The organism is Stenotrophomonas sp. STEN023 (assembly GCF_056760135.1).
Map to the genome: position 1 here is coordinate 70,249 of NZ_JBRREF010000001.1, position 25,500 is coordinate 95,748.

The 25,500-nt window shown below is 61.7% G+C and carries 22 protein-coding genes; 11 read left to right on the forward strand and 11 right to left on the reverse strand.

Translation table 11 applies throughout. From position 1 onward, the window contains the following. Positions 1-132 precede the first annotated feature (132 nt). Genes ACVOLV_RS00315 through ACVOLV_RS00340 form a run of 6 tightly spaced genes read left to right on the forward strand, consistent with a single transcriptional unit; the run spans position 133 to position 6,331 of the window. Complete coding sequence (locus tag ACVOLV_RS00315; RefSeq protein WP_481552636.1) at positions 133-2,118, forward strand: TonB-dependent receptor plug domain-containing protein; 1,986 nt, start codon at positions 133-135, stop codon at positions 2,116-2,118. Between the two features lie 2 nt (positions 2,119-2,120). After that, positions 2,121-2,660, forward strand: coding sequence for a DUF2478 domain-containing protein (locus ACVOLV_RS00320; protein ID WP_481552637.1), 540 nt, complete (start codon positions 2,121-2,123; stop codon positions 2,658-2,660). Further along, positions 2,657-3,694, forward strand: a complete 1,038-nt coding sequence (locus ACVOLV_RS00325) for an ABC transporter substrate-binding protein (RefSeq protein WP_481552638.1) — start codon at positions 2,657-2,659, stop codon at positions 3,692-3,694. The genes ACVOLV_RS00320 and ACVOLV_RS00325 overlap by 4 nt, the downstream gene beginning before the upstream one ends. Before the next feature lie 11 nt (positions 3,695-3,705). Continuing rightward, positions 3,706-4,710 carry a FecCD family ABC transporter permease gene (locus tag ACVOLV_RS00330; RefSeq protein ID WP_481552639.1) on the forward strand — a complete coding sequence of 335 codons (1,005 nt, stop codon included), beginning with the start codon at positions 3,706-3,708 and terminating at the stop codon, positions 4,708-4,710. Beyond that, a complete protein-coding gene (locus ACVOLV_RS00335) occupies positions 4,707-5,483 on the forward strand; it encodes an ABC transporter ATP-binding protein (protein ID WP_481552640.1) in 777 nt (258 codons plus the stop codon). The genes ACVOLV_RS00330 and ACVOLV_RS00335 overlap by 4 nt, the downstream gene beginning before the upstream one ends. Continuing rightward, positions 5,483-6,331: a class I SAM-dependent methyltransferase gene (locus ACVOLV_RS00340; protein WP_481552641.1), complete on the forward strand. Its 849-nt coding sequence runs from the start codon at positions 5,483-5,485 to the stop codon at positions 6,329-6,331. Before ACVOLV_RS00335 ends, ACVOLV_RS00340 begins: the two co-directional genes overlap by 1 nt. A 45-nt stretch (positions 6,332-6,376) precedes the next feature. On the opposite strand, the gene ACVOLV_RS00345 is transcribed toward ACVOLV_RS00340, so the two are convergent. Next, positions 6,377-8,104 (reverse strand): serine hydrolase domain-containing protein, encoded by a 1,728-nt coding sequence (locus tag ACVOLV_RS00345; protein ID WP_481552642.1) that lies wholly within the window; start codon positions 8,102-8,104, stop codon positions 6,377-6,379. A 405-nt stretch (positions 8,105-8,509) separates the two neighbouring features. Here ACVOLV_RS00345 and ACVOLV_RS00350 point away from each other — a divergent pair, with 405 nt between their 5' ends. The 3 genes from ACVOLV_RS00350 (at position 8,510) to ACVOLV_RS00360 (ending at position 12,082) form a co-directional block, all read left to right on the forward strand. After that, positions 8,510-10,081, forward strand: coding sequence for an SDR family NAD(P)-dependent oxidoreductase (locus ACVOLV_RS00350; RefSeq protein ID WP_481552643.1), 1,572 nt, complete (start codon positions 8,510-8,512; stop codon positions 10,079-10,081). A 218-nt stretch (positions 10,082-10,299) separates the two neighbouring features. Next, positions 10,300-10,878, forward strand: coding sequence for a DNA-3-methyladenine glycosylase (locus ACVOLV_RS00355; RefSeq protein ID WP_481552684.1), 579 nt, complete (start codon positions 10,300-10,302; stop codon positions 10,876-10,878). A 235-nt stretch (positions 10,879-11,113) separates the two neighbouring features. Next, positions 11,114-12,082 carry a SphA family protein gene (locus ACVOLV_RS00360; protein WP_481552644.1) on the forward strand — a complete coding sequence of 323 codons (969 nt, stop codon included), beginning with the start codon at positions 11,114-11,116 and terminating at the stop codon, positions 12,080-12,082. A gap of 131 nt (positions 12,083-12,213) precedes the next feature. On the opposite strand, the gene ACVOLV_RS00365 is transcribed toward ACVOLV_RS00360, so the two are convergent. Both ACVOLV_RS00365 and ACVOLV_RS00370 read right to left on the reverse strand, forming a co-directional pair. After that, on the reverse strand, positions 12,214-13,008 hold the full coding sequence (locus ACVOLV_RS00365; protein WP_481552645.1) for a transporter: 795 nt from the start codon (positions 13,006-13,008) through the stop codon (positions 12,214-12,216). A 23-nt stretch (positions 13,009-13,031) separates the two neighbouring features. Then, positions 13,032-13,835 carry a bestrophin-like domain gene (locus ACVOLV_RS00370; protein WP_481552646.1) on the reverse strand — a complete coding sequence of 268 codons (804 nt, stop codon included), beginning with the start codon at positions 13,833-13,835 and terminating at the stop codon, positions 13,032-13,034. A 282-nt stretch (positions 13,836-14,117) separates the two neighbouring features. Between ACVOLV_RS00370 and ACVOLV_RS00375 the strand changes: the two genes are divergently transcribed. Continuing rightward, the gene (locus ACVOLV_RS00375; protein WP_481552647.1) at positions 14,118-14,528 is read left to right on the forward strand and encodes a YidH family protein; all 411 of its coding nucleotides are present in this window, start codon (positions 14,118-14,120) and stop codon (positions 14,526-14,528) included. Between the two features lie 285 nt (positions 14,529-14,813). Here the strand turns inward: ACVOLV_RS00375 and ACVOLV_RS00380 are convergent, their stop codons facing one another. Then, positions 14,814-15,209: a DUF1622 domain-containing protein gene (locus tag ACVOLV_RS00380; RefSeq protein ID WP_481552648.1), complete on the reverse strand. Its 396-nt coding sequence runs from the start codon at positions 15,207-15,209 to the stop codon at positions 14,814-14,816. Between the two features lie 407 nt (positions 15,210-15,616). Between ACVOLV_RS00380 and ACVOLV_RS00385 the strand changes: the two genes are divergently transcribed. Continuing rightward, entirely contained in the window at positions 15,617-18,004 is a 2,388-nt protein-coding gene (locus tag ACVOLV_RS00385) for an arylsulfatase (RefSeq protein WP_481552649.1), read from the forward strand. Positions 18,005-18,071: 67 nt separating this feature from the next. Here the strand turns inward: ACVOLV_RS00385 and ACVOLV_RS00390 are convergent, their stop codons facing one another. The 7 genes from ACVOLV_RS00390 to ACVOLV_RS00420 form a co-directional block, all read right to left on the reverse strand. Further along, positions 18,072-18,461, reverse strand: a complete 390-nt coding sequence (locus tag ACVOLV_RS00390; RefSeq protein ID WP_481552650.1) for a hypothetical protein — start codon at positions 18,459-18,461, stop codon at positions 18,072-18,074. Between the two features lie 79 nt (positions 18,462-18,540). Beyond that, positions 18,541-19,512, reverse strand: coding sequence for an HAD family hydrolase (locus tag ACVOLV_RS00395; protein WP_481552651.1), 972 nt, complete (start codon positions 19,510-19,512; stop codon positions 18,541-18,543). 31 nt (positions 19,513-19,543) lie between these two features. Beyond that, positions 19,544-20,611, reverse strand: a complete 1,068-nt coding sequence (locus ACVOLV_RS00400; protein ID WP_481552652.1) for a BamA/TamA family outer membrane protein — start codon at positions 20,609-20,611, stop codon at positions 19,544-19,546. 161 nt (positions 20,612-20,772) lie between these two features. Then, the gene (locus ACVOLV_RS00405; RefSeq protein ID WP_481552653.1) at positions 20,773-23,322 is read right to left on the reverse strand and encodes a hypothetical protein; all 2,550 of its coding nucleotides are present in this window, start codon (positions 23,320-23,322) and stop codon (positions 20,773-20,775) included. 115 nt (positions 23,323-23,437) lie between these two features. After that, positions 23,438-23,983 carry a DUF4136 domain-containing protein gene (locus ACVOLV_RS00410; RefSeq protein WP_481552654.1) on the reverse strand — a complete coding sequence of 182 codons (546 nt, stop codon included), beginning with the start codon at positions 23,981-23,983 and terminating at the stop codon, positions 23,438-23,440. A gap of 57 nt (positions 23,984-24,040) precedes the next feature. Beyond that, entirely contained in the window at positions 24,041-24,601 is a 561-nt protein-coding gene (locus ACVOLV_RS00415; protein WP_481552655.1) for a hypothetical protein, read from the reverse strand. Between the two features lie 2 nt (positions 24,602-24,603). Further along, a complete protein-coding gene (locus ACVOLV_RS00420) occupies positions 24,604-25,434 on the reverse strand; it encodes a DUF2092 domain-containing protein (RefSeq protein ID WP_481552656.1) in 831 nt (276 codons plus the stop codon). Positions 25,435-25,500 lie beyond the last annotated feature (66 nt).

A 25,500-nucleotide genomic window follows, 5' to 3' on the forward strand; every position in this document is an offset into this window, starting at 1 on the left:
GATCTCCTTCCGGCTTGATATCGATCAAGGACGACCTGGCGCTGGCCGCTGAGAATCCCCGCATCGGTCACGAAGTTGACCTTACCGCACCGTTATATCATCTTGGATATAGCGAACCCGAGGAATGCGATCATGCGCACTTGTCGTTTCGTTCTGCCGCTGTCAGCCCTACTGCTTCCCCTGTCCGCCGCAGCTGCCGATACGGCAGCCGCCCCTCCGGTTTTCACCTTGGGCAGTGTCGACGTCCATGCCGAGCGCGGCACCTCCCCTACCGTCGCCGAGCGCAGCCTGGATGCCGACCGCATCCAGCAACTGGACCGCAACACCGTCGGCGACGCTGTCAGCGTGCTGCCCGGCGTCAGCCAGGCGCGCAATTCCCGTAACGAGGACATGGTCTACCTGCGCGGCTTTGACCCCCGCCAGGTACCGGTGTTCCTTGATGGCGTTCCGCTCTATGTCCCTTATGACGGCTATGTCGATTTCGGCCGTTTCACCACTTTCGACCTCGCCCGCATCGACGTCGCGAGCGGCGCCGCTTCGCTGCTCTACGGCCCCAACATCCTGGGCGGTGCCATCAACCTGATCAGCCGGCGGCCAGAGCGCCCATTCGAGGCCGACCTGCGCCTTGGCATCGCGGATGGCGGCGAGCGCAAGGCAGCAGTGAACCTTGGCGGCCGCCAAGGTGATTGGTACTACCAGATCGGTTGGTCGATCCTTAAGGCGGATGAATTTCCGCTTCCCGACGGTTTCGTGGATTACAAACGCGTGCCTACCGACACCGGCGATGATCGCCGCAATGCCGATCATGAGGATCGCAGGCTGTCGTTCAAACTCGGTTACGCGCCGCGCGAGGGCGATGAATATGCCATCGGCTACGCCCGTCAGGATGGCGAGAAGGGCAACCCGGTTTACACGGGCACCGCTCGCAGCGGCATCCGTTACTGGCGTTGGCCGTGGTGGGACAAGGACAGCCTTTACTTCATCGGCAATACCCAGCTTGGCCAGCACACGACACTGCGCACCCGCCTGTACCGCGATACCTACGGCAACGGGCTGGAGGCCTACACCGACGGCAGCTATCAGACCGCCCTGGACAACACCAGTTTCCCCAGCATCTACGACGACAAGACAATTGGTGGCTCGCTCACCTTGGCCAACAACGCACTGTCCCGCCAGCAGCTGCAGCTTGCGCTGCATTACAAGGAAGACCAGCACAGCGAGCGCAACCCACACTCGCCGACCAAGGACTACCGCGATGTCACCACCTCGGTGGCGATTGAAGACCGCATCGCCTTGACCGACACCGCGCACCTGCGAGCAGGCGTCGGCTATGATCGCCGTCAGGCCAAACGGGTCTATTACTGGCCTACCGGCAGCGCCGACGCCACCAATGCAGTACTTGAGTACTTGCAGCAATTGGCGCCAGACCAGCAATGGTATGCAAGTGCCGCCCGTCGCACCCGCTTCCCCACCATCAAGGACCGCTACTCGGCCCGCATGGGCGCCGCCCTCCCCAACCCGGACCTGGCACCTGAGCACGCCACGCATTTTGAACTGGGCCTGCGCGGCAGCTGGTGGCAAGGCAGCCAGCTACAGGCAGCTGTGTTCCACAGCCGCATTGATGACCTGATCCAGACTGCGATAGTTGCCTCCACGGAGTGCGGCGGACGTACCTGCAACCAGGCGCAGAACATCGGCCGCGCCCGCAACGTTGGCTTGGAGCTCGGTCTGCAACAGCATCTTGGCGACGACTGGGATCTGCAGGGCAGCTACACCTGGCTGCGCCGTACAAACCTGGAAAACCGCAACGTGGCCCTGCTCGACACCCCGCGGCAGCGGCTGTTCATGGCGGTTGCCTGGCAGTTGCAGCCGCAGCTGCGACTGCAGGCCACGCTGGAGGCCGAACAAGGCCGCAAGGTCAGCTATGCCGACACTGCACGACCGGTACGCGCCCTGCCGGGCTTCAGCACCACCGGACTGAAAGCGAGCTGGTCGTCGCGTGGCAATGTCGACTTCGATCTGGGTGTGCGCAATATCGGCGACAAATGGTATGAGCTGGCCGATGGCTACCCGATGCCCGGCCGCACCTGGTTTGCCAACGCCAACTGGAAGTATTGAGCATGAGCAGTCTTCAACCAGCACGCATCGCCGCCCTCGTGCATGACGGCAACGGCGAGCCTGATGGACTGCTGGCGGCATTCGCTGCCCGCCAGCTCGCAGCAGGCCATCGCGTCCGCGGGCTGGTGCACCTTCCGTATGAGCCAAGCGCCACAGGCAAACACATGGTGCTGATGGACGTGACCGATCCACAGTCGCGTTACCCGATCAGCCAGGCGCTGGGCGCTGCCTCCTGTGGCTGCAATCTTGATCCCCGCGGCATCGCTGATGCCAGCGTGGTACTGCGTCGCGCAGTGCAGGAACCCGCGGCGCTGGTGATCGCCAATCGTTTCGGCACCTTGGAGTCACAGGGAGGTGGCATGGCCGACGAACTGCTGGCACTGATGCTGGCCGGCATTCCCCTACTCACAGCAGTGAAGCTGCCTTATCTGAGTGCATGGAGGGACTTCACCGGCGGCATGGCGGTTGAACTCCCCGCTACGGACCACGCACTTCAACAGTGGTGGGATGGCTGTCGTTCGCAAGATCAGGAGGTGACATGAAGCGTCGCGCATTGTTGCAGGCGTTTGCGCTTGCTCCGCTGTTGCTTGCCGGGGGCAAGTTATTGGCCATGCCCGCACAACGGGTGTTGCGCTTGGGTGAATCCAAGAGCACGCCGCAGCGGGTATTTGCCGCCGGCGCACCCGCGGCGGTGCTGGTAGCGGCAATCGCGCCGCAACGGCTGCTGGGTTGGCCGATGCGGGTTTCGCCTGCAGCACTGGCGCAGCTACCTGCTTCACTGCGCAGCTTGCCGATGGTCGGTCGGCTTGCCGGTCGTGGCAGCACCGTCAGCCTTGAACGCCTGCTTGAGCTGCAGCCGGATCTGGTGCTGGATGCCGGTGATTTCGACGCAAGCTACCGCGATTCCGCCGAGCGCGTTTGGCAGCAGACTGGCATTCCGGTCGAGCTGGTAGCTGGCCGCCTGCCCGATCATCCCGCACAGCTGCGCCATGTCGGCAGGCTGCTCGGCGTTACCGCGCGTGGCGAGGCGCTGGCGCAGGCAGCGGAAGCACAGCTGGCGCTGGTACGCGAGGTACTCGTCGCCCGCCCTGCCAGCTCGCGCCCGACAGTCTATTACGGCCGCGGTAGCGATGGACTTGAAAGTGGCCTGGCCGGCTCGATCAACACGGAGGTCATCGAGTTCTGCGGTGGCCGCAATGTTGCGGCGGCGGCGGGTAAAGGAGGCCTGGCACGTGTCTCATTGGAGCAGCTGCTGGCTTGGGACCCGGACGTGATCCTCACCCAGGATGCCGCTTTTGCTGCAAGCGCTGCCAAGGACGGGCGTTGGCGCAGCCTGCGTGCGGTTCGCGAAGGCCGCCTGCACTGCGCGCCGTCGCTGCCGTTTGGCTGGCTGGATGGGCCGCCCGGCATCAATCGTCTGCCGGGCTTGCCGTGGTTGTTGTCGCGCCTGCACCCAGGCGCGTCGCCTGCGCTTGCGCCAAACGCGTTACGTGCGCGCATCAGCGCGCTGCATCAGCTGCTATGGAGCCAGCCATTGCCTGATGAGATCGCTCGCAGCCTGGATGGTCGCCTGTGACAATGCGGCCAATGCCGCGTTGGGCTTGGCATGCCGGAGGCTGGGCGCTGCTGGCGACAATGGTGTTGCTGGCATTCTCGCTTGGCAAGTTCCCCATATCTCCAGCAACCTTGATGCAGGCGATCAGCTGGCAGCTGTTCGGCATCGGCGAGCCAAGCCCGCCTGCCGTGCATGCGGCGCTGTGGAACATCCGCCTGCCACGCGTGATCGCCGCGGTGCTGATTGGCGCCGTATTGTCTGCTGCAGGGGCCGCCTACCAGGCAATGTTCCGCAATCCTCTGGTCTCGCCCGACATTCTCGGTGTGTCAGCGGGCGCAGGGCTCGGTGCGTCGCTGGCACTGTTCCTCGGCCTGCCTTTGCTGCTGGTGCAGGGATTCGCGTTTGCCGGCGGGCTGGCCGCAGTTGGCCTTGTCTGTCTGGTAGCCGCACTTGTGCGCCGGCACGAGCCGATATTGGTATTGGTGCTGGCCGGCGTTGCAGTATCAGCGCTGTTGGGCGCTGGCATCTCGCTGCTGAAGTTGCTGGCAGATCCTTACACACAGCTTCCCTCGATCACGTTCTGGCTGCTCGGTGGCTTGAACGCGGTTGTGGTTGATGATCTACGCGTGACTGCACCGCTGCTGCTGGTCGGCTTGTTACCGCTGCTATTGCTGCGCTGGCGGGTCAACCTGCTGAGCCTGGGCGACGAAGAAGCAAGTGCATTGGGAGTCGCGGTCACGCCGTTGCGCTGGACGCTGATTGCCGCCGCTACACTGTGCACCGCTGCCGCTGTGTCACTGGCTGGCATCATCGGCTGGGTTGGGCTGGTGGTGCCGCATATAGCACGTCTGCTGGTAGGCGCGGACTTCCGTCGGCTGTTGCCGGCCAGCCTGTTGCTTGGTGCCAGCTTTCTGCTTGCCGCCGACACGCTTGCACGCACTTTGGCTCCGATTGAACTGCCGCTTGGCATTCTTACTGCGTTCGTGGGCGTTCCGTGCTTCCTGTTGGTGCTTGCACGCAGCGAGAGCCGTGTATGAGCACGGAAGTCAAGCTGCTGGAAGCAAGCCAATTGGCGATCGGCCACCGTCGGCGTCCCTTGGGCACACCCCTGGATCTGCACCTGCAGGCAGGCGAAGTGCTATGCCTGCTGGGCCCCAATGGCTGCGGCAAGACCACCCTGTTCCGCACGCTGCTTGGCCTGCTTCCTGCCGTTTCCGGACAGGTTGAGTTGCAGGGGGCGCCACTGCATCTGCTCGGCCGCAGCCAGCGTGCCCGCCAACTGGCTTACGTTCCGCAGTCGGCGCCCTTCGCCTTTGCTTGGCGAGTACTGGAAGTGGTTGCCATGGGCCGCGCCGCCCATCTTGGTGTGCTGGCCACGCCAACGCGTGCAGATGAAGCGATTGCCATTGACTGCCTGGATCAGCTTGGGATCGCGACGTTGGCACAGCGTGTGGTCAGCACACTCAGCGGCGGCGAGCGCCAGCTGGTGTTGATCGCGCGCGCACTTGCCCAACGTGCGCAGGTCCTGATCATGGACGAACCCACCGCCAGTCTCGATTTCGGCAACCAGCTACGCATTCTGGACACGGTCCGGACGCTCGCTGATCGCGGCATCGGCGTGCTGCTGTCCACCCACCAGCCGCAGCATGCGCTGCAGGTGGCTGACCGCATTGCACTGATGGCCAATGGAAGCCTGCAAGCGGTTGGACCAGCGCATCAAGTAGCTACGCCAGAGCGGCTCGCGCAGCTATACAACGTCGATGCCTCACGTATTTCCACCGCTCTTCCTACCTTGCAGCAACTGTCCTGATGACCTCACTTCCAGCCCCGATCGATCATATGTCCCGTTACCGCCAACACCTGCTGGCCTGCGGCTTCCAAGCCAAGCCAGCCAGCGATTGGGATGCGCGGGCGTCTCAATCCAGCTGGAAGCGACGGCATGACGACTACAGCGAGGCCTTCCTGGCACGGCTCGACCTGAGCGGTGTGGACAGTGTGCTTGACGTGGGATGCGGCCCTGGCTTGCTGAGCATTCCAATCGCCGCGCAGGTGCAACAGGTTCACGCGCTGGACTACAGCCAGGGCATGCTTGATGGCCTGCATGCTGCCATCGGCGTGCAGCAGGTACACAACATTGAAGCACACCACTTGTCATGGGAGGACGACTGGAGTGAAGTGCCTGTCTGTGACGTCGCCATCGCCTCACGTTCGCTGATGGTGCCCGAGCTCGAACGGGCGCTGATGAAGCTCGATGCGCACGCCTCGCAGCGCGCCTACGTGACCTGCACAACGCAACCGCGTACTGGTGTCGTGGAGCTTGCAGCATTGCTTGACCGGCAATGGATCCCCATGCCAGACCATCGCTATGTGATGGAGCTGCTTTGGGACATGCGACGGGAACCCCGGCTCGATTACCTGCCGGTTTCAGCATTGGACCAGGCGCAGACTGCCGAGGACCTGATTCGTCAGACGGAGCAGTTGTTCGGCGAGCTGCAGATAGATGAGCGCAACAAGGTAGCGCAGTGGCACGACCAGTCGCCACTGAACCGGCTTGGGCTGGCACCGACAAAACGCTGGGCCTTCCTATCCTGGGATACGGGCCATGGTGCAAACGATAGCCACTATGCGTCCGATAATCCTGTTGGACTGAGCCGTTAGCTGAAAACTCATTCATGACGTCCCGTTGTGCGGCGAACAGGAATATCAGCGCATGGAGGTTTCGACGGCTTCCACACGGTTTGGCTGTTCCTGCACCCGCGCAACAATCCGCTCCGCCTTGAATCGCCGCAGGCGGCGGTTGCTGATGGTCAACCCATCCACGTTGCCAGCCAGGTCCCGGGTGAATGTGATCGTCCCGCGTGAAGCAGTGAAGCGGTCGCCACCAACCGCATCGAGTCCGATGTCGTACTGGCGTGGCCAACTGAGCATCAACTGTCCGTTCGCGACGCGCACGTTGTAGGTGGTCGCGATCTCGTCGCTTCGGTATTGCCCGGTGAAAGCGGCCAGCGCAGCAGTAACGGGCACGGCTTCGTTTAGTCGATTGAACACCCGTTCCGTGGGCCAGGAATCCCGGATCCGTAGTTCAAGCCGGGCATTGGATGTGGCGCTGGATGCAGGTGCGACGAAGCGCCATTCGTGTGCCTGTTGGCCAGGACGGAACGCACCACCACCAATTGGCACGAACGCCGCAGCTGCACCGACCTGGCGCAAAGCGCCGTCCTTCCACTCCATCCGCACCACCTCATCGGTCAACGGGCTCCAATAGGTGCCTGCCAATGCCGCCTGCTCGGCTGCTGGCATTGCCATGGCCGGTTTCAGTGCGGCAACGGTCATGCTGTGACCCAGATACACGTCGGCCACCTTGCGCACTAGCTCGCCCGGCGCAATCGTCGATCCATTGCACAGCGCTACAACCGCTAACTGCTGATCAGGGAACAGAATGGATTCCGTACGGTAGCCGCCGTCAATGCCATCGTGGCCCAACGCTCGCAGGCCACGATACCCGGCCAGTCGAAGGCCTCCGCCGTAGCCGATTTCGGTGCCGTCGTTCAATTTACCGGACGTCTGTATCAAGGCATTCAGCGGCTTGCCGCCAACGTGTGCATCAATCAGGTTCTGCTGCCACTTGAGCAGGTCGCCAACCGTACTGAACACGCCCGTGGAACCGAAATATTCAGCATTGGGAATACTGATACGCCAACCGCCCTCGCGCATGATGTAGGCGGATGCGCGCCGCGGAACGATCTCGTTGTGGTCGTCGTGGTAATGGGTGTCGGTCATGCCCAGCGGCTTGAAGATCCGCTCGTCAGCGAATGCCCGCATCGATTTTCCCGATACCCGCTGCACGATCGTCGCCAACAGCGTATAGGCGGAGTTGCCATAGACCACCTCGCTACCAGGATCAAAGTTGGTAGCGCGCTGACGCGTTATCGCCCATAGCGCGTCTGCTTGGGTATAGAGATCATCGGCGCGCCAGCCAGCAAGGTTCAGCAGCTGCCCCTGCTCCCGCAGGCCACTGGTGTGGTGCATCAACTGCGCGATGGTGATGGTCTTCCCGTAGTCCGGCATCTCCGGCAGGTAGGTGCGGATGTCGTCATCAAGCGACAGCTTGCCGTCCTGCGCCAATAGACCAATGGAGAACGCGGTGAACTGTTTGGAGAGGGAGGCGATGTAGAAAACCGAATCCGGTGTGATCGCGGCGCCGTGCTCGAGGTTCGACATGCCATAACCGCGTGCATGGTCCAGCAGCCCATTGCGCGAGATGCCTACGGCGCAGCCTGGCGTTGCCAGGCCTGCCCATGGTGCAAAGATCGCGTCCACCTGCTGGTGTCGGTCGACGGAGCTGGCATCAGTGGCGTGTGCTCTGTCAGCTGCCGCAGCGGAGGCTGCGGCGATGGCCGCCATCAACAATACCGAACAGGGGTTGCGCATCGGAACCTTCAGGTTTGGGCAGAGCAGCAGTGGCCAGCACGCTAGCATCGCAGTCGCCAACCCACCCTCTCCCAGAAGTCATTCATCTGGCTCGTTCGCTTTCTGGCACGGTTCAAAGTGCTGCTTCGCTGCATAGCGTCGGTTCAGCGCTAGCGCCCGGCACCTGAGCACGTGTGGGTTCCAGGGCGTTCCAGCCCCACAAACGCCCGGTCTTCTGGGCCTTCAGCAGATGCCGAGATGTGGTTCAGCTTCCCGTGCTGCCCCGACATTGGCGCCAACCCCCTGATATCTGGGACAATTGCCGTCGGCCGGCGTTCCCGGCCCGTTACAGCATGGACCCGCATCGAGGCGGTCATCGCTCTGCTGTCCATTCATGGCTTACTGCCGCTATTCCCGGATCGTCATTTGAACGCCATCGATACACCTGTTGCCCCTGCCCTGCCCCTGGCCGATCGCCTGCGCGAAGCGCTGGATCTGCTGGAGGCGATCGAAGCCGATCGCGGCATGCTCGACGCGCTGCCCGAAGCAGACCGCGTGCGCCTGCACCAGGTCGTCGCCAAGGTATTCCACCCGGAACCGAAGGCGCGCCGGCAGATGCTCAAGAAGCAGGCCCGGGAGCGCCATCAGGAGAAGGTGCGCAAGTCCGAAGCATTGCTTGAACAGACCGGCATCCGCGCCCTGCGCCGCAAACCGGTATTCAGCACGCCGAACTACTTCCCGCCGCATGCCGCCGGCCTGCACGATGCCAGCAACGGTGAAGGCGCTGCCGTAGTCGATGAGCCGGTGCATTCGCCCGAACTACGCCATTGCTATGTCTGCAAGCAGAAGTTCACCCAGCTGCATCACTTCTACGACCAGATGTGCCCGGCCTGCGCCGACCTGAACTACATCAAGCGCACCGAGACCGCCGACCTGCGCGGACGTGTGGCACTGCTGACCGGTGGCCGCGTCAAAATCGGATATCAGGCTGGTTTGAAACTGCTGCGTGCCGGTGCCGAGCTGATCGTCACCACCCGCTTCCCGCGCGACTCGGCGGCACGATATGCCGAAGAACCCGACTTCGCCGTGTGGGGCCACCGCCTGCAGGTATACGGGCTGGATCTGCGCCACACGCCCAGCGTGGAAGCGTTCTGCAGCGAGCTGCTGGCCACGCGCACCCGCCTGGACTTCATCATCAACAACGCCTGCCAGACCGTACGCCGTCCGCCGCAGTTCTACGCGCATATGATGGCTGGCGAGACCGCTGCCGTGCAGAGCCTGCCGGACACCATCCGCAAGCTGATCGGTAATTATGAAGGCCTGCGCAGCGCTGACCTGCTACCGGTCGCAGCCGCCGCGCTGCCGTCGCCGCAAGCGATCGGCACTGATGGGCTGACCCGCGCCGCCGAGTTGTCGCAGGTGCCGCTGCTGGCCGACGAACTGTTGGGCCAGCACCACCTGTTCCCGGATGGCCGCCTCGATCAGGACCTGCAGCAGGTGGATCTGCGCGACAGCAATTCCTGGCGTCTGCGCATGGCCGAAGTACCGTCGGTGGAGCTGTTGGAAACGCAGCTGGTCAATGCCATCGCACCGTTCATCATCAATGCGCGCCTGAAGCCGCTGATGCTGGCCACGCCCGAGCGCGACAAGCACATCGTCAACGTGTCGGCGATGGAAGGTCAGTTCTACCGCAACTTCAAGACCACCCGTCACCCGCACACAAACATGGCTAAAGCCGCGCTGAACATGATGACGCGCACCTCGGCAGCCGATTACCAGAACGACGGCATCCACATGAACAGTGTGGATACCGGTTGGGTGACCGACGAAGATCCGGCGGGCCTGGCAGCGCGCAAGGTGCAGGAAGAACGCTTCCACCCACCATTGGACATCGTTGATGGCGCCGCACGCATCGTCGACCCGATCATCCACGGCTTCAACACTGGCGAGCACGTCTGGGGCCAGTTCCTGAAGGACTACGCACCTACCGATTGGTAAGGCTGCAGCAGTTTGAACCGAGATCTCGACGCTCCCTCCCGCTGCAAATCCTCTCGCCAATGGCTCGGGCCCGGCTACCTTCATCCTGTCGTAAGGTATGCCGGCGCCCTACTGACGACCCGGACCGCTCGCAGATACTGAATCGCGACACCATGATCTGCGTCGGCACTGACTGCGGAATGGATTGACAAGTGAAGAAGAAGTCCTTGCCTGTAGGTATGTCGGTGCTGCCGCGTGAGTTCTACCGCCGTCACCCGACATCGGTGGCTCCGGACCTGCTCAACAAGCTACTCCTGCGCGCGGATGGTCGCTGTGCGCGCATCGTTGAAGTTGAAGCCTATGCTGGCAGCGAGGATCCTGCTGCCCACTCGTATCGCGGAAAGACAGCTCGCAACGCAACGATGTTCGGCCCGCCAGGACATCTATATGTCTATTTCACCTATGGCATGCACTGGGGCAGCAACGCGGTCTGCGGGGAAGTCGATGAAGGCGTGGGAGTGCTGCTGCGCGCAGCGCAGCCGCTTGACGGCCTGGATCTGATGCAGCGTGCCAGACCTGCCGCGAAACGCTTGATCGATCTGGCCAACGGCCCTGGCAAGCTTTCGCAGGCGTTCGGCATCAACCGCGAATTTGATGGTGCGGATCTCGTTAACGGCGATCATGGCATCCGCATCGTGTCTGATGGCACGCCTCCGCCAGCGTCGCCGGCAATAGGTCCACGCGTTGGGATATCCAAAGCCGTGGACTTGCCGTGGCGCTGGTCAGTGCCGGGGCATCCGTGTGTTTCAAGGGGTTAGTCACCGTATTGGTCAACTGTCTGGCGAACGACACCTATGCGGCGCGATCCTCGCAGAGACACTGAACATCGCGCAGCTATCTCAACCGCAGGCCCATAGAGCCACGACTTGCCATTGACCCGGTAATTTTACCGAACTTACCTGCGAGTCTTTACGTATTGCCTGCGGTTTGTGCATGCCGAATTCTAGTCATCGGTGCTTGAAGCGCCTCCCCTCCCCGCGCGGACCGGTGACCATGAGCAGATTCCCTCCTCCCACTGCTATCGCCGGAGTGATTGCTGGCGTGGTTTCCCTGTTTGGCTTGGCCTCACCGGCGCACGCGGTTGAGGGCGGGCTGGGTCGCTCCATCACCGGCCTGCAGGTCACCGACTACGCCGGCGTGGTTCCGCCGAAACCCGGTTGGAACATGGCGCTGGGCTATGTCCATTACTCCGGGCAATTCGACGCCGATCGCGAGCTGCCGATCAGTGGCGTCGCCACCTTGGGCATGGACGCCAGCTTCGATCTGTACTCGATCAGCGGTGTGTATGTGTGGCCGACCAAACCCGGACGCTGGAACTTCGCTTCATTGTTGACCGTGCCATTTGCCAACATCGACCTCACCGCGCATGTCTCTGCCGGACGTCTGACGGGCCAGGTCAACGACAGCCTCAAAGGTGATCTCTACGACATCAGTTTCTCACCGGTGACGGCGGGCTACCATTTCGACGAGACCCACCATCTGTCGCTGGCACTATCGATATCCGCTCCGGCAGGCAGCTATGACCCGGATCGATTGGCAAACCCCAGCCTCAACGCCTGGGTGTATACGCCCACGGTTGCCTACACCCAACTTAGCAGTCATGGCACGGTGGAATGGAGCACGTCCGCGGGCATTGATTTCTCAACCCGCAACAATGCGACCAACTACCGCAGCGGTGCCGTATTCCACGTCGACTCACAACTGGTCAAGCGCTGGCCCAACGGTTGGGGGCTTGGCGGAGTTGGTGGCTGGATCGAGCAGATCGGCGATGACAGCGGGCCGCTTGCCGACCGCCTCAATGGCTTCAAGGGCCACTCACTCGCTGCTGGCGCCGTCGTCTCGTATACGCACAAGCATGAAGACATGAGCGTGGCGGTGTCATTGCGCTGGCTGCATGAATTCGATGTCAGCCGGCGGCTGGAAGGCGATCCGCTGATGCTTACTGGGACGATATCCTTCTGATCGGGTCCGTCCCGTACACGCCAACGGAGCACTGGCCGATCGCGCCGTTGGCCATGACAGCACACGCGCACGACAGGTCACCGAGCAGGACCTCGCCTAGGAGCGTCAGGCTTCCCGCTGCGCTGATTGGCTCAGCGTGGATACAGCAAGGTCACAGTGAAGCGCAGACCCCAATCCGGGCCGCCACGCGGCGTCTCCATATAGCCGCGAACGCCGCCCTGGAAGCTGATCATCTGACTGCCAATCTTTGTCACCTTCGAATAGCCGATGTTCAACGGCACGCTCCACTGACTCGCTTTCCAGTCATAGGAAGACTCCATATTGAAGGTCAGCGTACGGCCGCCGGGGAACGCGCGCGAAAGGAAGGGCTGCACGAAGCTTGTGCTGATATCGGAGCGCCGGCTACCTACGCCGGCCACGTCGACAATATGGTTGACCAACGCTCCGTAGGTCCACTGGTGATCCTGTTTGAGCAGAACGAGCGTTGGCCCCGCGCCCCAGGTATCAGCACTCAGATCGTCGGTGCCGGTCGGTACCAAAAGCACAGGACCAACACCCCAGACCAGACCTCCAGGGCCAGATTCTTTCGGGGAGAAAAAGAAGCTCTGGGTGATATCACCCATCCCGGCCTGGTCTGTGCCCGGAATTACGTTGTCCTGGTAGACCAAAGGAAGAATGGTGCGCGAAATGACGTTCCAATCCTCGGAGATGGAGAACGGCGCAACCGGCTGGACGTTCAGCTGATGCCGGTAGCCTTCATCACCCCAGGTTTCATCATAGTTGTACTGAAGCGGCACGCTGATCAAGGCGGCGACGGGATTGGACAGCTTTTTGGCAAGTTCGTCTGCATCCTGGGCGGCGGCCATCCCAGGTATGACCGGGGCTGCCGCAAGGACAAGGATCAAGAAAGGCTTCATCGTCTGCATTCCTCTTGGTTCCAATGTGGCTTTCAATGCACGCTGCGCTGCAGGTCCAGCATTGGCTCCTGCGGAACCATGGTCATGCCTGTGGTCGGGCGATCCAGATCCAGCACCAGGCTCACTGCCAACGAGAACGCCAGCAGCAGCAGCGAGGTAGCCTTCCGCTGTTGCGCGCGCTCGTAACCGACCAGGCCGGCAGCCAGAAGTGCAAAGAACAACAGCATGCGCAGGATTCGTGGTGGAATGTGGTCTTGTCGCGCCGCATAACGTTCCGCAGCCAGGTCAATCGACTCATTGGTGGTACTGATCAGCAACGACGCACGCGGCGTGTCGTGGAAGCTCGCCACCCCTTGCGTCATGGCGTTCCAGAGCTCGTTTTGCGCGGAGACCGTGCGAGCGTACCGCCGCACCTCTTCATCGGCGCTACCTGCCCTCGCGAACTCCACCCGGACATCGATGTAGCGCCGCAGCACATCCCGCACCCGATCAGCTTCGCCGACCGGCAAAAGATCGGTCCGTAACCAGGTCGTACCGAGTGCATTGGCCTCTTTGACCACGAGTTGACGGCGTTCGTCGTATCGTCCAAGCGCTATCGAGAACGTAAATCCGATCAACAACGCCAGAAGGCCAAGTACCGACGTCATTGCGAAAGCGTCGCCGTCTGCCATCTCGTCCGAGGCAAGTTCATCTTTTGCAAAAACGGGCTTGCTTGAACGCCAAGCATCTCGTTGGCGTCGAATCAGTGCGCCGATCTCCCGAGCACCCAACAGCAACAGAAGAAACAGTATCGTCAGTAGCCACAATGGAAGATAGGGGTAACTGGTTGAGAACATGTTTACCTCATTCCGATCTGGCCTTGGCGCGAGGCGCAACTATCTGATTGCGAGGGCTGCCTTTGCTGGCAGGACGCGATGGTGTCATAGCATGTGCCATGCAGTTGGCACTTACCTCAGTAAAGCCATCAACTTCCTCCCGGTATTTCTACTGGCAGAGCGCCGTACTCACTTGAATCTTGGCTGGTAGATTTACTGGGGAAAGCTAAGCATTGCCACGCATGCACAAGCTGCGACTACGCGCCACAGTTCGGGGGCACTGAAGACGTCAGCGAGGACATCATGAGTCAGCCTCCCCTCCCCCCCGAACCAGCCAAAAAGCCCACTACGTCCACCGTTCTTGCCCGTGGCCGCACGCACCTTGCCAACGAGCGCACGCATCTGGCTTACCTTCGCACCACGGTTTCGTTGATTGGCTTTGGAATCACCATCAATCGGTTCAGTGGCTACCTCATCCAGAATGACGATGTGCCAAAGGGTGACCACCTGCTGCTGCGCAATGCCGAGAGCGCGGGCTTCGGAATGGTTGTACTTGGCCTCGCCCTGCTGGTCTGGTCGCTACTTCGCTATAGAGATGTCAGCAGGGACATCGATCGTGGGGTGATGGTGTCGCGTCATCGCGCAACCACCATCGTCACCCTGGGCCTGCTATTTCTCGGTGGCGTGACTGCCGTCTGGCTGTTCATCAGCTGAGGAGCATGACGATGAAGATCTGTCCGATACGGGTGACGCTGTCATTGCTGTTGGCCACATTGATTTTGATTGCCGCGCCGCTGATACATGTTCATGCAAAGTCCGCGACTGGCTCGGCGCCTGCTTCTGCCGAGCCCGGAATACCACGCAGCTCGGGCAGATGACAGGCCTGATGCAAGCACTGCACTGGCAAACGAAAGCTGCTGCCGGGCCATGCTCCAACTACGGTTGATTGGAAGCCAGGGCGCACTGGTGATCTGGCGCTCCAGGCACTTGTAAGCGCCGTTATTCCGGCTCGGCATGCCCATGGTGCTGACGCTCACGAATCTCCTCCATGTCCCTCTCCAGGAAGTAATTGAGGAATGTCCGTACCACCGCGATCGCCGCAAGCTGGCCAATCGCGTCCCATGTGGTGTAGATCGATGATTCGATGATGTCTGCGGCCAACTGGAACGTAAGCGCGGCAACCAGCCATCGTCCATAGTCGAGCCAGATGTCACGCCGCTGCACATTGGTTCCACCTTTCGCCAGTATCTTCATGACCTTTACGAACGCAATCGCCGTTGCGGCGACGATGAGGATCAAGGCGAGCATGTCGATCACGGCGACTGTTGGCTCTGTCAGACGTATCAGCCACGCTCTCAACGGCAGCACTTCCTGCTCCCTTGCGATAACAGCCACTACGTTCATCTCCAACCCTTCTCATTCAAGGTTTCATTGCACGAGAACACGCTGCACGCAGCGCTTGTCCATCCGACCCAAGGCGATGCTCACCGACTGTCATCCTCGTACCGGCAATCATTCCCGCTGACGCTCGCCAACCAACGTTGCTCGAAGCTTCGCTCGTAGATGGCCCAGGCGCATCAGTAAACCTTCCCTCCATACCTGCGTAGTCTTACTTGGAGCAGTAAATGTACTGAGCTGGCCTAGGCCTTTTTTCTGTAGCCGGCGTACCGGCGCAGGAACATATTTCAACGGGTAATCCCTGCCCTGCAGCAACGTCGCCCCGTCGCTTCCGCAATTGGTTCTTCGGGTGCTCTGAACGTATCGGCGGCAGTTCAGTACCGACTCCCTGGAGAGAGACACTCATGGCCAGCAAACGTTCCGGCGCAGCGTCCAGCACTTCGTCCGCCCCAACTCCCAACATCCTGCCGCGTCCGGACTTCAAGTTCCCCGGTGCGGTTGGCCGGACGTACCTGGAGTCGGATCCACCACAGTTTCCGCAACCAGTAGCCGCGCCCGATGGGGCGCCGAACATCGTCCTGCTGCTGATTGATGACTGCGGCTTCGGCCAGTACGGCACCTTTGGCGGCGGGATACCCTCGCCAACCATGGACAAGCTGGCCGCCGAAGGCCTGCGCTTCAACCGCTTCCATACCACTGCGCTGTGCAGCCCAACCCGTGCCGCGCTGATCACCGGGCGCAATCATCACTCCGCCTCGTTCGCCGGCATCACCGAGCTGGCCACTGGATACGATGGCTACACCTGCGTGTTGCCCAAGAGCTGCGGAACCGTTGGTGAAGTGCTGCGCCAGAACGGCTACATGACCGCGTGGATCGGCAAGAACCACAACACACCGCCGTGGGACACCAGCCAGGCCGGGCCATTCGACCGCTGGGCAAATGGTCTGGGGTTCGACTATTTCTATGGTTTCAATGCGGGCGACATGAACCATTGGGATCCGATTCTCTACGAGAACCGCAACCTCGTCCCGAAATCTACCGATCCTGATTACCACCTCACCACTGACATTGTCGACAAGGCCATCGCCTGGGTACGCCAGGTCAGCAGCCTGGCTGCCAACCACCCCTACATGCTCTATGTCGCCACCGGCGCTACGCATGCGCCGCACCATATATGGAGTGAGTGGGCGGACAAATTCAAAGGGCAGTTCGATGGTGGCTGGGACAAGTACCGTGAGCTGACCCTGGAGCGGCAGAAGAAGCTGGGCGTCGTTCCCAAGGACACCAAGTTGACCACCCGCTCGAAAGGATTGCCGGCATGGAGCTCGCTCAATGCTGACCAGAAGCGCCTCTACGCGCGGATGATGGAAGTGTTTGCCGGCTACGCAGCGCACTGTGACTACGAGCTTGGTCGCGTTGTCGATGCCTGCAAGGCACTTCCCGGCGGCGACAACACGATCTTCATCTATATCGCCGGCGACAACGGATCCAGCGCCGAAGGTGGCCTTGAGGGTTCACTGTGCGAGAACCTGTTCTTCAACGGCATCAGCGAGAAATGGACCGACAACATCAAGGTCATTGACGAGCTCGGCGGCCCCAAACACTTCAACCATTTCCCTTCCGCCTGGGCGCATGCAATGAACACGCCGTTCCAGTGGACCAAGCAGGTTGCCTCGCATTTTGGCGGCACCCGCAACCCGATGATCATCTCCTGGCCCGCCAGAATAAAAGACAAGGGCGCACTGCGCAGCCACTTTCTGCACACCATCGACCTTGTGCCGACGCTGTATGAACTGTGCGGGGTCACTGCACCACGCGAACTCAATGGTGTTGCACAGAAGCCAATTGAAGGCATCAGTTTCGCCTCGGCATTGTGGGATGCGAAGGCTGTGGAGACCCGCAAGACCCAGTACTTCGAGCTCGGCTGCAACCGAGGCCTGTATCACGATGGCTGGATGGCCTCCTCGCCTTCGTTCGTACCGTGGGAGCCGAACCGCGGCGAATGGGATCCAGACAGCGCACCGTGGGAACTCTACAACGTGGAGGAGGATTTCTCGCAGGCCAACGACCTTGCACGCAAACACCCGGAGAAACTGCGCCAGCTGCAGGACGCCTGGTGGGTTGAAGCCGCCAAGTACAACGTACTGCCGTTGGACTGGCGGGCGAGCGCGCGCTTGAATTCCGAAGCCATGGGCCGCCCAAGCCTGGTACGTGGCCGCGAGGAGATCACCTACTACCCCGGCACCATCGCCGTGCCGGATGGTGCCTCGCCGCCGATGCTCAACAAGTCCTGGACCATCACCGCCGAAATCGAGGTGCCCAAGGGACTTGCCGAGGGCATGATCGTCACCCACGGCGGGCTGGAAGGCGGCTATGGACTCTACCTTCGCGACGGAAAGCCGACCTTCGTCTACAACTTTCTCTCCCAGGAACGCACCACCTTCGCCGCCACACAGGCGCTGCCACCCGGCAAGACGAAATTGGTGGTCGACTTCAAGTACGACGGTGGCGGCATGGGCAAAGGCGGGACGATCACCCTCAGCGCCAATGGCAAAACCCTGCTCAAGGGACGCCTGGAACGTACGGTGCCGGTGCAGTTCTCGCTGGGCGAAGGATTGGACATCGGGATGGATATCGGCTCACCGATCGACTTCACCTATGAGCTTCCCTTTGTCTACACCGGCAAGATCAAACAGGTGCAGATCCGGCTGGGGAAGCTCGATATCGCTCCCAAGAAGAGCAGCGCTGCAGCGCAAAAGCAGGCAACGGCGAAGAAGGCCGCCAGAGCCTGATCGGCACCCACCAACACAGAGCGCTGTGCAGTTGCGCAGCGCTCTGTGCTTGTTCAACCTGTCGGCATCACTCCCTGCTCAAGTGCAGGCTCAGCCCTTCAGCGGTGTTCCGCACCAGTACCAGGTCGATATCAGGGTTGCGTCCACGGACCTTGACCAGCACATCCTCGCCGTCATCGATCTCGGTCTTGTACAGCGACGTCCCGTACTGCTTGCGAATTGCATCGCGGATGAGATGCGCCACGCGGTTCTCGTGGGTGCCCGCTGGTATTGGCACAAGCAGACTGCTCGCCTGCGCTCCTTCGGGTGTCAGTGAGAACTCGAGTTCACCGGCAACATTGGCGCTATGGTTGACCGCGATCCGCCACTTGTTGGACGGCTCGGCGCCGGCAGGCGGTGCAATGGCCACCACCGCGCCCAGCACGCCGAGGAGCAGATAACCAGCTTTGATTTTCATGAGCCACCTCGTCAGGTTGTCCATCCGGGGAAACGGCAAAGGTAAGCAGCACGCCTCCATCCGGTTATGAGCCGAGCACTCATTTGTCCGGATAGATGCGCTTCCATTCGTTCTTCATGTCCACAACGACCCATTTGCCAGTGGCTGCCGCATCCAGTGCCTTGTCCAAGGTGCCGATTTTCGAATTGCGATCGTAGGCCCATTCACGCTCGGCGTCGGTATGGTGAACCAATCCGGCAAAACGCGGCCCCTGCCCTGCGCTGGTCCATTGCAGCATCTCCAGATCGCCATCGGAATTACCGAAGGCGAACAGCGGGCGGCGCCCGATGAAGCGCTGGATGGCGACCGGCTTGCCTGCATGGTCATCCAACAGGCCCAGTTCGGGCAGTTTCATCAGGGTCGGCACGCCATCGCGCAGCCGGTATTCGAGCTCGCCGTAGCTGCCTATCACCTGGTTCGGCGGGATGCCGTAGGTCTGCTCGGCCCACGGCCGCATGAACTCCTGGCCGCCACCGGAGACGATATACGTGGTGTAACCATGCGCTCGCAGGTAGTCCAGCAACTCCCGCATGGGCTGGTAGATCATGTCGGTGAAGCGACGCTGGCTGGTGGGATGACGTGCGTGCTTGGCCCAGTCCAGTACCTGGGCATGGAACTCCTCCACACTCATGCCTGCGTGCGTGGTTGCCATGAGCTGCATCAAACCCTTCTCACCGCTTGCCAATGCCCCTTTTATGTCGCCGGCGAGGATTGACCGACTGGGTTCGGTGTCCTTCATTTCCGGATGCTGCGCAGCCAGTGCCCGCACCCGCTCCATCAGGAAGAACACCTGGAAGTACACCGGCTGCTCCGCCCATAGCGTGCCATCATTGTCGAAGGTGGCAATACGCTGCAGCTCCGGCACGAAGTCGGCGGAGCCGACGCTGGTAGTGCGGTCGACGAATGCGATGATCGCCTTGCGCGATGGACCGTCCTGCCACGACGGCAAGGGCTCGGCGGCCCAGGCGTAGGCGTGCATCAGCAGCGCCACAATCACGAATCCGCATCGCATCGAGAATCTTTTCACCACGCTCTCCTTTTCATCAGCGCCAGGCACTGCCCATCTGGATGTAGAAGGTCTCGTCCTCCGGCCCCCAGGCGTAATCGATGCCGGCATACATGCCCAGCTGGCGAACCAGCAGGTAGCGGAAACCCGCCCCTTTACTGACCTGGCTGGATCCGTCCACAAAGCTGTTATGACGGCCCCAGGTGCGGCCAGCACCGACAAAGCCAATCAAGGCCCAACGATGGCTGATGTTCCAGCGCAGTTCGGTCTCCAGCGTGGCCGCGCGTCGGTCCTGGTAGCGCGCCGAACCAATGCCGCGCAGGTCGATGTATGGCAAGCGATAGAAAGGCACCTCGCCATTGGCCCAGCGCATGTCTGCACGCAGGCCCAGCACCGTGCTGCTACCCAAAGGCAGGTAGCCGTACGCATGCCCTCGGTAGCTCTGGAAGTTGCTGTCGCTGCCGAAGGCTTCGTCATAGGCGTTGCCTTCGACCATTCCCAGCCAACCCCGCGAAGGAGTGAATGTGTTGTCGCGGCTGTCGTACTCCAACGACAAGCCCAGTCCCGAGGTCTTGCTGGCAAGTTCCTTGTCAGTGAAGAACGTGCGATCGCTGTCTGGATTGAACGAAAGCTCCAGATCCATGTAGATCCAGGCCAGGCCAAGGTACAGCTCGCGCTTGCCGAGACGGCGGAATACCTGCTGGAACGAGGCAATGCCATCGGCGTTATAGCTGATCTCACGGGGTGGAAGCAGCTTGTTGCCTGGCGTGTGGAAATCAAGATTCACAGATGCCTTGCCAACACCACCTCGATAGCGCCAACGGTCTTCGTCGAAGTGCAGCTCCGCGCCGGCACCAAATGCCTCGGTACCGTTGGAGGTGCGCATTGCCATAACACCATAGATGTCCGGTGCAACCATCGCGGGTTGCTCGCTGCTGCCTGGTACGACCGCAGGCCGCGCGTTGGGGCGGAAGAAAATGAGCGCGGCGCCACCACCATTGCCAACTGCAGGATCGGTGATGATGATAGGCACCGGCAGGAAACCGCCCTTGCGCTCCAATAGCCAGCGCGATGCGTCGAGCTTGCCGTCCTGCGGATCATGCATAAGCTCCCAGAATCCTGGCTTGTCATCTGCGATTTGCGTAGATGCGGCTGTGGTCACATCACCGCCAGTAGCGGCCGCTGGGTCTGCCGCAACCGCGTGCAAACTGGCAGCGCACGGTAGCAAGCCCAGCAGCTGCAGCCACAGTGGCAGCCGTGCAGGCATCAGTGGCGGAATCCACCGCCATGCATCCGTCCGCCGCCCAGCCCTGGCCGGAAGCCACCGACAGGTCGGCCGCTACCGCCGCCACTGCGCGGCACATTGACATGCGTGGGCTGGCGGGCGCTGATGCGTTCGTCACCACGTTCGCGCGCGGCGCGGTCGCGGTCCAGTGATTGCCGGGTCTGTCCGCTCAGATTCTTCGAGGTGTCCGGACGGGTGAGCTGGCTCCAGTCACCGTCATTGTAGTGATACACATGGCCATCGTGACCGGCATAGATGTTGTCATTGACGTCGACGACACCGCCATGATGCAGCGTGCCGGTATCGGCGTTGTAGTGGAAACCACCAGCGCCCTTGGCTTCATTACCCGCCCGGTCTTGCGTATCGAAGGCCGCGCCACCGGCAGCACCATGCGGTCCGGCAAGCGCACCACCCGCTGCCTCGGTCACCCGACCGGTACGGTCGTTGACCACGGTTCGTGCGCCTGCCGCTGCTGCGCGATCTGTATAGGGATTCACCGCCACCGCGCCACCACCAGCAACCACGCGACCGGTCTGCGGGTTGTAACGGATACCTTGCGCAGCGGCTGTGGTCGTGCCGGTATACAGATTGGTGTTGATACCAGCGCGGCCAGCACCACGGCCACCTGTCGCCTCGTTGTAGAAGCCTCCGCGTGCGCCGCGACCGACATTGCCTGTCCATGGATCAGCCCAGGCAGCAGCGGTGCCGCGCACAGCGGCGTTGCCCCAATGCCCGTAGACGTTCCATGCGGCCGCACCGCCGCCCCACCACCCCCACGGCGTGGCTGGCCCGTACCACGGTCCCCACCAGGGGCTGTAAGGCCCGTACCAACCGTCGTACCAGCCCCAACCCCAGCCAAACGTCCAACCAACCCAGGCGTTCCAGCCGAAGTACACCCCCATGCCATAGGTCAACGGGCAGCCATACCAGTAAGTACCGATCCAGGGACTGCAGGGATATGCAGTGCCGTACACCACCACGTTGTCGGACACCACGGTGCCGTAGTAGCCCGGCGTATAGCCAACCTGTACCTGGTCGTTGTCATGTGAGTAAATGCGAACGTAGGTGACGTAGTGCAGCGGTGAGCGCGTCGGGATGCTGTAGATCACCGCCGGTACCGACGTCGCAACCGTCCACGGACCGGTTGCGGTATTGGCGACGAACCAGATGCCTTTGTCGACCGCATAGAAATGGCTGGCATCCACCCGCAGCACTGGCGTTGCGGTGTTACGTGCGTACTGCAGCTTGGTCCCTTCGATTGGCACGAAGCTCGGTGCACCGTCATAACTCACGTCGAGATTTACGCTGCCGCGCTGCACGCTGGCGGTCTGCGGAATACTGTTGGCGATGAGTGCTTCGCGCGCCTCCGGTGTACCAGCAATCGATGCCAGCACGCCGCTCTTGGGGTGATCCGGCGGAATCTTGACGAAGCCCGCAGGCAGTTGCCGTGAGGCGACGTACGACCACGGGCCGTGGCTGCTCTGCGCACTGAACCAGCGCCCTGATACCAGAACGTACCAGCGATGTCCTGCGGCACCATCGACAAACACGTCGGCACCGGTATTGGTGATATAGCTCAGCTGGGTACCAGGGATCGCTGCGAACGCCGGCTCGCCCTGTACCGAGATCAGCTCGGCTGGACTGCTACGCACGTAGACGTCCGGCCACTGTCCAGCGTCCAACAAGCTTTTCAGTGCTGCCGGTGGCTCAGCCATCGCATCCACCTGGCGGCTATCGAGCGCTGCTTTGGCCGCCTGCTGCAGCGTTGCAGCAGGCGTGGCTTCCGGGCTCCAGGGTCCGGCAAGTGTGGCTGCGCTGGCCCAGTGGCCTCCGAGCGACAGGTAGTAGCGTCCTTCACGCTGCAGCAGCAACGAGCGGCTGTTGATCACCCGCTGCACGCCAGCCGCGTTGCCAGGCTTGAGCACGGGTTTACCGTCCACCAGCACCAGCACCGCCGGCGTGGTGCTGAAGATGATCTCCGGCGGATCATTGCGCACCGGCTGGAACGGTGTTGGTGCGGCAGCGCCGACAACGGCCAGTGCCGACTCCAGTTGGTCCAGCGACACCGTCAGGGTCGGCGTTGCCAGCAGTTGCTTGCGTGCGGCAGCCAGATACACCGCCTGCCTATCAGTGGCGGTCGGAAAATTGGCATTGCTGATCACGGTGTCCGACAGCACCACGGCACGTGCCTGCTTGTCTACCTGGGTCCGTGCACTGAAGTCCAGGGTACCGTAGTCGGCGGTGGGCAGCTTTTTGCCATCCGCACCCGTGTGTTCGCCGGTATCCACCGACATTACCATCTGACCACGCAGCGTCTCGCCTTGCCACGACTGCAGTTGTGGCTGGTGCAGGTGGAAGTTGATTCCGTCAGCAGAGTATGCGCGCGGAAACGGTCGCGCATCGACATTGTCCGTCGTGGTTGCGCGCGGCGGTGATTGTTGGCCAGCGGCAACAGCCGGATTGCTGACCGCCATGATTGCAAGCAGCAACCAGCGTGCCGCTGTGCTTCCACCAAACCATGCGCTGCGCATATGCCACCCCGATACGGACATCAAGATGCTGAGGGATAAAAACGACGCGGGCCCGGAACCGGCCATGAGCCAGTGGGAGAGGGCCAGGCCCGCGCCAAGACAAACCTGTCGTGCTTCAAGGCGTGGAAGAACCACCTGGGAACTCGGCGAACATTTTGTTCAAGCCCGCCTCAACCGCTTCGTTGACCTTCTCTGGCGAGCTGGGAACCGTGCCACTGGCTGTGCCACGCCAGATTGCCTGCTGGGTGCGCGCATCGAACATGTCCAGCACCAGCGTGCCCACGTCGTAGGTATGCACTGTCGTGCTAGCCGAACCCATGCCCATGCTGCCGCCCCAACCGCCGCGCCAGCCCCAGCCCCCCATGCCGGTACCGGTGTAGAACGTGTCCAAGGTCTGCTTCTGCGAGGTAGCCACATGCCCGGCCAGGGCAACATCGCCGCTGCTTTGACCCTGAGTCCAACCTCTGGCGCGCAGCCGCGCATCGATGCCGTCCACGATCCGTTGCTGGACCAGTGGCGAGACACCGGAAGGCTTCTGTGCCCAGTAATAGGAATGGTAGTTGGTAAAATCCGCATTGCTGGCCTGGTCCGTCTTGACCGTCGGTGTCGACGTACAGGCAGCCAGCGTCAGGGTGGCCAATGCCATGGTGAGTATCTTCATTGCAGTTCTCCAGTCGGGGTTGGCCGTGGCCTGCGTTGGCAGACATACGGAAAGCAATCAGCGTGGTGGATTGACGACGATGTACTGCACATTGGTTCCGGCGTACTGCGGCTGGTACCAGGTGCTGCCGCATTGCTGGTAGGCGATGCCGTTGATGACGGTGGTGACGCAGTTGGGCTGCAGCGAAGTGACAATGGAGCCGATCACCGCCGAGGTGACGGCAACACCAGCAGTAACCGCCGCTGCCGTCGCGAACGGATGGTCGTCCCAATCGTCCCAGTGATCGTGATGATCGTCATGCACGTCAACGTCGACATTGACGTTGCGGTTGATATCGCGGTTCACGTTGCGGTTGTGATTCATGTTGGCGTTGTTGTTGGTACCGCCACCACGGTTGATGTCGTGCCGCGGCGCCTGGCCACCGGCCTGCCTGTTGTGCGCAGGGCTGGTCGCCGGCCGGTTGACGCTGGTTCGCGCGGTCGCGCGGGCTCCGCCCCGGTGGCCTGCGGCGCCACCGCCACGCGCCGCCTGCGCTTCCACCGCTGCGCCAACTGCGAAGGCCAGCAGCAGTGCGCTCGCAGCAGGGATGGAGAATCGCCATTCGATAGGTGCACGCATACTCATTTCTCCTCTGGCTGCATGGCAACCGCATCGACAACGAGGATGCCAATACGCGCAGCGTCCTTCGGCGGCGTGAATGTGTACGCTGTGGACGCGATGGGAGCACGGACATCCCATTTCAAGCGCGCCGTGTACGCCGGTTGTGCGGGATCATCCTGGCTGATGATCACGATCTTTCGCGGCAGGTTGTCGCTTTTGCCGATCCACAGCTGCCAATCCACATCCGTTTGCTGGAAAGCGTATTGCTCGACCGGCGTGCCATCCACGCTCCCAGCGCCTATGTGGTTTGCCGATATGAGCGTGGGGCGCGGCGCTGCGGCGTTCCCCCATTGAAACAAGTCAGCCAAAGGCAGATCGATGCCGTAGTTGTTCCACAGTTTTCCGGCGAGCTCACCCAGGGTCGCGTTCACTCCATCGACGCTGGCGTAGTATTTCAAGCGCGGCGAATACAGCGTCATCGTGTTGCCATCGTAGAAGAGCTGGCGATGGGCACGCGCACTTTCGATATCCACGAACAGATGCCTGGGCGGCTGCACCTGGTACTTGAGCTGGCTATCCAGTTCGATCTTCTGGCCGTTGTCGAGCACTACTTCGGTACTGGCGTCTGATGCAAGCGTGAACTGCTTCAGTGCCCGCAATGCGGCGCCCATTCGTTCCAGCGCGGCTATGGCATCGGCATCCACCGCCGGGCTCTGGGCCGAGGCAGGTGCATCTGCTGGCTTGGCAGCCTGCAAGGTCGCAGGCAGCGCCGACAGCAGCAGCGCGGCGGCGGCAATGATGCCAAATCGTTTGTTCGTATTCATGCGTTTTGCTCCGTTTACGAGGCTCACATTCGCTGCGTTCGCCAGCAACCGTCACGTCATTACGTCAACCCCGATGCTTGGGGTGGAGGCAGT